Consider the following 7812-nt stretch of genomic DNA (forward strand, 5'->3'; position numbering starts at 1 on the left):
GTCGGTGGGCGGCGGGGGCGGGGGCTGCTCATCGGCGCAGGCGACCAGGCACGCCGGCAGGGCGAGCACGAGCGGCCCGAGCACGCGGCCGGCCGAGCGGAGAAGGACGGGCACCGGCTCATTCTGGCGGGTGACGGCGGCTGGTGGGGACCGGCACGTACCGGGCCCGCTCCGGCGTGTCGGGTCGGGCCGCTCCGGCGTACCGCCGCCCTGGCCAGCCGGGCCGCGCCGTCCCGGCCGGGCCGGATGGTGGGATCACCTGACCCGCCATCGTTACCCGCCGGATACCCTCAAGGGGTCTGACACGCGCCGCCGGCCCCGGTTCCGGCGGCGTCGGCACGCTCAGGGTCGCTGGGAGGGAGTGCACCGTCGTGGCACTCGTGGTGCAGAAGTACGGCGGGTCCTCCGTCGCCAACGCCGAGCGGATCAAGCGGGTGGCCGAGCGCATCGTCGCCGCCCGCAAGGCCGGCGACGACGTGGTGGTGGTGGTCTCCGCGATGGGTGACACCACCGACGAGCTGCTCGACCTGGCCAACCAGGTCAGCCCGCTGCCGCCGGGCCGCGAACTGGACATGCTGCTCACCGCCGGGGAGCGGATCTCCATGGCCCTGCTGGCCATGGCCATCCATAACCTGGGGTACGAGGCCCGCTCGTTCACCGGCTCGCAGGCCGGCGTGATCACCACGTCGGTGCACGGCCGCGCGCGGATCATCGACGTCACCCCGGGGCGGCTCAAGGGTGCGCTCGACGAGGGCTCGGTGGTCATCGTGGCCGGCTTCCAGGGCGTCTCGCAGGACACCAAGGACGTCACCACGCTGGGCCGCGGCGGTTCGGACACCACTGCGGTGGCGCTCGCCGCCGCGCTGCACGCCGACGTGTGCGAGATCTACACCGACGTGGACGGCATCTTCACCGCCGACCCGCGGATCGTCCCCAACGCCCGGCACATCCAGCAGATCACCTACGAGGAGATGCTGGAGCTGGCCGCGTGCGGCGCGAAGGTGCTGCACCTGCGTAGCGTGGAGTACGCCCGGCGGGCGGGGTTGCCGATCCACGTCCGTTCGTCATACTCGACCAACACCGGCACGATGGTCACCGGATCGATGGAGGACCTTTCCGTGGAGCAGGCATTGATCACCGGGGTCGCGCACGACCGTAGCGAGGCCAAGATCACGATCGTCGGGGTGCCCGACGAGCCGGGTGCCGCCGCGCGGATCTTCGACACCGTCGCCGGCGCCGAGATCAACATCGACATGATCGTGCAGAACGTCTCCACCGAGGGCACCGGCCGCACGGACATCTCGTTCACCCTGCCCAAGGCCGACGGCCCGACCGCGATGGCGGCGCTCAGCAAGATCCAGGAGCCGGTCAAGTTCAAGGGCCTGCTCTACGACGACCACGTCGGCAAGGTCTCGCTGATCGGTGCCGGCATGCGCTCGCACCCCGGTGTGGCCGCCGGCTTCTTCGCCGCGCTCGGCGCGGCCGGGGTCAACATCGAGATGATCTCCACCTCCGAGATCCGGGTCTCCGTGGTCTGCCGCGACACCGACCTCGACGCCGCCGTACGCGCCATCCACGACGCGTTCGAGCTGGGCGGCGACACCGAAGCCGTGGTCTACGCGGGGACGGGTAGGTAGCGCCGATGACGGCGCTGCCCACCCTCGCCGTGGTCGGAGCGACAGGTGCCGTCGGCACCGTGATGTGTGAGCTGCTCACCGGTCGCCGCAACGTCTGGGGTGAGATCCGTCTGCTCGCCTCCGAACGCTCGGTCGGGCGGCGGGTCCGCTGCCGGGGCGAAGAACTCGTCGTCCAGGCGCTGACCCCGGAGGCGTTCGACGGCGTCGACGTGGCGATGTTCGACGTGCCGGACGAGGTCTCCGCCGAGTGGGCGCCGATCGCGGTCGGCCGGGGCGCGATCGTGGTGGACAACTCCGGCGCGTTCCGGATGGACCGGGACGTCCCGCTCGTCGTTCCGGAGATCAACCCCGAGCAGGTCCGCAACCGACCCCGGGGCATCATCGCGAACGCCAACTGCACCACCCTCGGCATGATCATCGCGGTGGCGCCGCTGCACCGCGAGTACGGCCTGCGGGAGCTGGTGCTCGCCTCCTACCAGGCGGTCTCCGGCTCCGGGCAGGCCGGCGTCGAGATCCTGCACGACCAGCTCGCCAAGGTCGCCGGCGACCGTCTGCTCGGCTCGCGTACCGGCGACGTGCGGCAGGCCGTCGGCGACGACCTGGGCCCGTTCCCGGCGCCGCTCGCGCTCAACGTGGTGCCCTGGGCCGGCTCAGCGGCCGACGGCGGCTGGTCGTCCGAGGAAATGAAGATCCGCAACGAGTCCCGCAAGATCCTCGGCCTGCCCGACCTCAAGGTGTCCACCACCTGCGTACGCGTGCCCGTGGTGACCGCCCACTCGGTGGCCGTACACGCGGTCTTCGCCACCGAGGTCGACGCCGAGGGCGCCCGTGAGGCGCTGCGCAACGCCCCCGGGGTGATCGTCGTCGACGACCCCGCCGCGGGCGAGTTCCCGATGCCGATCGACGCGGTCGGCACCGACCCGTCCTGGGTCGGCCGGATCCGCCGCGCCCTGGACGACCCCCGCGCCCTGGACTTCTTCGTCACCGGCGACAACCTGCGCAAGGGCGCGGCCCTCAACACCGCCCAGATCGCCGAGCTGCTGGCCAAGGAGTTGAAGACCTCCTGACCCGAGGTCGGGGGTCAGGCGGCGGACAGCTGCACGCCGTCCCGGCCCTGGCGCTTCACCGCGTAGAGGGCCTGGTCGGCCCTGTGGAGCGTGCGATCGGGTGACTCGCCCGGACGGGGCAGCGCGACACCCACGCTGATGGTGCGGCCGACGCGGCGGGCCGCCTCGGTCAGCCGCTCCGCGATCCGGACCGCCTCCTCCGGGCGGCTCACCTCGATCACCGCGACGAACTCGTCCCCGCCGATCCGGTACAGCTCGTCGCCGTGCCGCAGCGCACCCTCCAGGGCCCGGGCCAACCCGACAAGCACCTGGTCGCCGGCCTGGTGGCCGTACGTGTCGTTCACCGTCTTGAAGCCGTCCACGTCGATCGCCAGCAGAGCCGTACGCCCCGGGGTGGCCGCCGCGATCCGCTGCCCGAACGGGCCGGTGTGCCGCAGCCCGGTCAACGGGTCCGAACTGGCCTGTTCCCGCAGGCGGGCGAGGGTGCGCAGCCGGTCCAGGGTCGTCCAGGCCTGCCCGGCCAGCAGCTCCATGAGGCTGACCGTTGTCGGGTCCGGGCGCAGGGACCGTTCGTCGGCGACCAGCAGCACCCCGCCGGCATCGGGTGGCCCGACCGGGACGGCGACAAGTGTGCGTACCCCGGCCCGGGTCAGCGGCTGGTAGTCCTCCGTCGGCGGGTGCCCCGCCTCGCCGAGGGTGTAGCCGGCGCCGTACCGGTGCGCCCGCTCGATCATCCGGGCGAGCGCCGCGGGCTCCGCCTCGGTCAGTTCGGCCCGGATCCGGGTCTCCAACCCGTTCGGGTTCAGCGGCGCCGGCCCGATCCGGACCTCGCCCGCGTCGGCGATCAGCAGCACCGCCGTGGAGAGGGTGGAGACCTCCCGGGCGGCGCAGGTGGCCACGCCCAGCACGTCACCCTCGGTGGGCGCGGAGGAGAGCGCGGCGGCGTGCCGGAGCAGCTTCTCGCTGCGGCTCTCCGCCGGCGGGCCGCCGAGGGCGGTGATCCGCGCGCCGAGCCGGGTGGCCAGCCGCTGCGCGATCTCCCGCCACGGGGCCAGGTCGACCGGATCGGTCCACTGCAGGTCGAGCACGCCGATGGTCCGGCCGGTCGGGTCGGTGACCGGTACGCACAGCTCGGCGGTCACGTCGGGGCGTACCGGGAGGTAGTCCGGGTCGACGGTGACGTCGGGGACGACGGCCGTGGCGCCGGTGGCGTACACCCGGCCGACGATGCCGGTCCGGGCCGGCACGGTGGCGAACACCTGCCACGCCCCGGTCGCCGCGATGCACCGCAGCCGGTCGTGCACCTCGATCAGCACGGAGATCGTCGCCGAGGTGTGCCGGGACAGCGCGGTGACCGTCCACCGACAGGCCTCTGGCGTGGTCGACGCCATCGGCAGGCGGACGGTGACGTCGCGGACAACTTGCTGATGATCCACTCGCACGTCGTTCCAGGTAGGGGAGGGGTCGGCGCGATCAAGCGTACTTCCGTCGGCGGGGACCGTCCGAGCTTCGTACACATGTGCTATCCACAGGCTGTGGACGGAGCCTGTGGGCTCGGGACGCCGCGCGACGCGGTCCGGCGATAGCGTGGAACTCCCGGCACCGAGGAGGCGGGCCATGCTCATCGCCCAGCTCAGTGACCCGCATCTGACGACCGGCCTGCTCGCCGCCGCCCCGGCCGCCGGGCTGCACGGCGCGCTCGGCCGGGTGCTGGCGCTGCGACCCCGACCGGACTGCGTGGTCATCACCGGCGACCTGGTCGACCACGGCCGACCCGACGAGTATGCGGCGCTGCGTGAGCTGATCGGCCGGTTCCCCCTCCCGGTGTACCTGGTCGCCGGCAACCACGACGACCGGGAGTCCCTGCTCGACGCGTTCGGCGGCACGCCCTGGCTGGGCGGCGGCTTCTCCGCCTACTACCACGTCGACCACGAGGCGGCGACAATCGTGGTCCTCGACTCGCTGATCCCTGGCAGCGACGCCGGCCAACTCGGCGAGGAGCAGCTCGGCTGGCTCGACGGCGTCCTGGCCGGGCGGCCCGAGGTGCCCGCCGTGGTCTGCCTGCACCACCCGCCGGTCGCGGCCGGCATCCCGACGGCCGACGCCATCCGGCTCGCCGACGGCGCCGCGCTCGCCGAGGTGATCGGCCGGCACCGGCACGTCGTGCGGGTCGCCGCCGGGCACCTGCACCGCCCGGTCACCACGGGGTACGCCGGCACGGTGCTCACCGTGGCCCCCAGCACCTGGAGACAGAGCACGCTCACCATGGCCGCCGACGAACAGATCGGCTGGGTCGCCGAGCCCACCTCCTTCCTGCTGCACCTGGTCGAATCGGGCGGGTGCGTGACGCACACCGTGCAGGTCAGCCACTCCGCCGGCCAGACCTGCGGCTTCTGACGGCGGCGCACGTGATCGCGGTCGAGGAACGGCAGGTCTGGTACGTCGCGTACGGCTCGAACATGCACGCCGCCCGCCTGGCCTGGTACATCGGCGGCGGATGCCCGCCCGGCGGGCGGCGGACGTACCCCGGCTGCCGGGACCCCCGCCCGCCCAGCCGGTCGGTGCCGGTGTCCCTGCCGGGCGGGATCTACTTCGCCGGCGAGTCCCGCGCCTGGACCGGCGGGATGGCGTTCTACGACCCACAGCTCCCGGGCGTGGCCGCGGCCCGCGCCTACCTGGTCACCGTCGAGCAGTTCACCGACATCGCGGCCCAGGAGATGTACCGCCCAGCGGCCGACACCGAAGACCTCGTCCCGGCCACCGACGCGGCGATCGACGCGGCCGTCGCCGACGGGCGGGCCACGCTGGGCCCCGGTCGGTACGAGACGCTGGTCTGCCCGGGCAGCCACGGCGGTGTCCCGATGCTCACCTTCACGGCTCCCGTGCCGGCGTCCGCCGTGCGATTCCATCCACCGGCACCGATCTATCTCGGCATGATCGCCCGTGGGCTGCGCGAGTCGCACGGCTGGCCAGCGGAGCGGATCGCCGACTACCTGGCAGGTCGGCCCGGGATCGCCGACGGCTGGTCGCCCGACGCCGTCACGGACCTGGTCGTCGAGGTGCTCGCCGCCGGCTGAGCGATGCGCGCCCGGTCCTCTCTGGACCTGGCTCGACAATCGTGCGTATTCGCAGCTCTGTATGCTGCCCGGCTCGACGGGTCGGCGTCCGGATGAGAGGCTGGCCGGGACGGCGACGGTCCCAACGTCGCCATCCGCGATCGACCCTTCCCACGGCGTCGGTCGGCGGCCCGGTCGACCCACCGGCCGGCCACCGCACACGCCGATTCTCACGAGGAGTTCCATGTCCAGTTCCGGGATGCGTCGGGCCGCTGTCGGCCTGACCGCACTCGCGGTGGCCGCGCTCGGCGCGGTCGCCACCACCCCCGAGCAGGCCGACGCACGGCCGAAGCCGGTCGACGTCACCCTGCTGGCGCTCAACGACTTCCACGGCAACCTCGAACCGCCGACCGGCTCCAGCGGCACCATCGCCGGGCAGACCGCGGGCGGTGTCGAATACCTGGCGACGCACCTGGCCGAGCTGCGCGCCGCCGCCAAGAAGAAGAACACCATCACCGTCGCCGCCGGTGACCTGATCGGCGCGTCCCCGCTGCTGTCCGCCGCGTTCCACGACGAGCCGACCATCGAGGCGCTGAGCATGGCGGGGCTGGACTACGCCAGCGTCGGCAACCACGAGTTCGACGAGGGCGCCGCCGAGCTGCTGCGCATCCAGAACGGCGGCTGCCACCCGGTCGACGGCTGCGCCGACGGCACCCCGTACCGGGGCGCCGGCTTCAAGTACCTCTCCGCCAACGCCTTCAAGACCGCCACCGGCAAGCCGCTGATGGCGCCGTACGCCATCCACAAGGTCCAGGGCGTCAAGGTCGGCTTCATCGGGATGACCCTGGAGGGCACCCCGCAGATCGTCAGCCAGCAGGGCGTCGCCGGCCTCACCTTCGCCGACGAGGCGGACACCGCCAACCGGTACGCCCGCGAGCTGCGCCACAAGGGCGTGGAGACGATCGTCGTGCTGCTGCACGAGGGTGGCGCCCAGGCGGCGACCGGTGGCATCAACGACTGCGTCGGCATGACCGGCCCCATCGTGGACATCGCCAACCGGATGGACCCGTCGATCGACGTGGTGGTCAGCGGCCACACCCACCAGGCGTACAACTGCGACATCAACGGCAAGCTGGTCACCAGCGCCAGCTCGTTCGGTCGCCTGGTCACCGACATCGACCTGAAGATCGACCGGCGCAGCGGTGACGTGCTCTCCGCCGCCGCGAACAACGTGGTCGTCACCCGGGACGTCGCCAAGGACCCGAAGCAGACCGCGCTGATCGACAGGTACAAGACGGTGCTCGGCCCGGTCGCCGACCGCCAGGTCGGTGAGACCACCACCGCGATCACCAAGACCCAGGAAACCCTATTCGGTACGACCCTGGGCGAGTCGCCACTGGGCAACCTGATCGCCGACGCGCAGCTCGCCGCCACCGACGACGAGCAGAACGCGGTAGCCGCGTTCATGAACCCGGGTGGGGTCCGGGCCGACCTGAACGCCGGCCCGGTCACCTACGAGGAGGCGTTCACGGTACAGCCGTTCGCCAACAACCTGGTGACGCTCGACCTGACCGGTGCGCAGCTCTACTGCGTACTGGAACAGCAGTTCGTCACCGGCCGGACGCTGTACCCGTCGTCGACCGTCGGCTACGTGGTCGACCCGGCCGGCACCACCGGCACCGTCGCCGACCCGTGCGCCGGCACCCGCGTGGTCCGGGGCAGCCTCACCATCGGCGGCACCGCCGTCGACACCGCCGCCACCTACCGGGTGACGGTGAACAACTTCCTGGCCGGGGGCGGCGACGGCTTCAGCGCCCTCACCGCCGGAACCAACCAGGTCACCGGCCAGATCGACCTGGACGCGTTCGTGGCGTACCTGACCGCGCAGTCGCCGGTCTCCGCCCCGACGCTCGACCGCATCCGCACCACCGCCGAGGTCCCCGCCGCCTGACGGACGACCCCGCAACGATCGGGCCCCGGAGCAACCGCTCCGGGGCCCGATCGTTGCGGGGTCGTCCGTCAGGCGGCGGGGACCTCGGCGGTGGTGCGGAT

6 protein-coding genes are annotated in these 7812 nt (G+C 72.6%); 5 read left to right on the forward strand and 1 reads right to left on the reverse strand.

Annotated features, from left to right (window positions below; translation table 11 throughout):
- Nucleotides 1-371 precede the first annotated feature (371 nt).
- Complete coding sequence (locus FHG89_RS32160; protein ID WP_139588143.1) at nucleotides 372-1637, forward strand: aspartate kinase; 1266 nt, start codon at nucleotides 372-374, stop codon at nucleotides 1635-1637.
- A 5-nt stretch (nucleotides 1638-1642) separates the two neighbouring features.
- Nucleotides 1643-2704: an aspartate-semialdehyde dehydrogenase gene (locus FHG89_RS32165; RefSeq protein ID WP_139588144.1), complete on the forward strand. Its 1062-nt coding sequence runs from the start codon at nucleotides 1643-1645 to the stop codon at nucleotides 2702-2704.
- 14 nt (nucleotides 2705-2718) lie between these two features.
- Here FHG89_RS32165 and FHG89_RS32170 read toward each other — a convergent pair whose 3' ends face one another.
- A complete protein-coding gene (locus FHG89_RS32170; RefSeq protein ID WP_139588145.1) occupies nucleotides 2719-4140 on the reverse strand; it encodes a GGDEF domain-containing protein in 1422 nt (473 codons plus the stop codon).
- A gap of 181 nt (nucleotides 4141-4321) precedes the next feature.
- Between FHG89_RS32170 and FHG89_RS32175 the strand changes: the two genes are divergently transcribed.
- The 3 genes from FHG89_RS32175 (at nucleotide 4322) to FHG89_RS32185 (ending at nucleotide 7711) form a co-directional block, all read left to right on the forward strand.
- Nucleotides 4322-5101: a phosphodiesterase gene (locus FHG89_RS32175; RefSeq protein WP_139588146.1), complete on the forward strand. Its 780-nt coding sequence runs from the start codon at nucleotides 4322-4324 to the stop codon at nucleotides 5099-5101.
- Between the two features lie 11 nt (nucleotides 5102-5112).
- Nucleotides 5113-5781 carry a histone deacetylase gene (locus FHG89_RS32180; protein WP_244296070.1) on the forward strand — a complete coding sequence of 223 codons (669 nt, stop codon included), beginning with the start codon at nucleotides 5113-5115 and terminating at the stop codon, nucleotides 5779-5781.
- A 223-nt stretch (nucleotides 5782-6004) separates the two neighbouring features.
- The gene (locus FHG89_RS32185) at nucleotides 6005-7711 is read left to right on the forward strand and encodes a bifunctional metallophosphatase/5'-nucleotidase (RefSeq protein WP_139588147.1); all 1707 of its coding nucleotides are present in this window, start codon (nucleotides 6005-6007) and stop codon (nucleotides 7709-7711) included.
- Nucleotides 7712-7812 lie beyond the last annotated feature (101 nt).

Origin of the sequence: Micromonospora orduensis, assembly GCF_006228125.1 — a bacterium.
GTDB lineage: Bacteria > Actinomycetota > Actinomycetes > Mycobacteriales > Micromonosporaceae > Micromonospora > Micromonospora orduensis.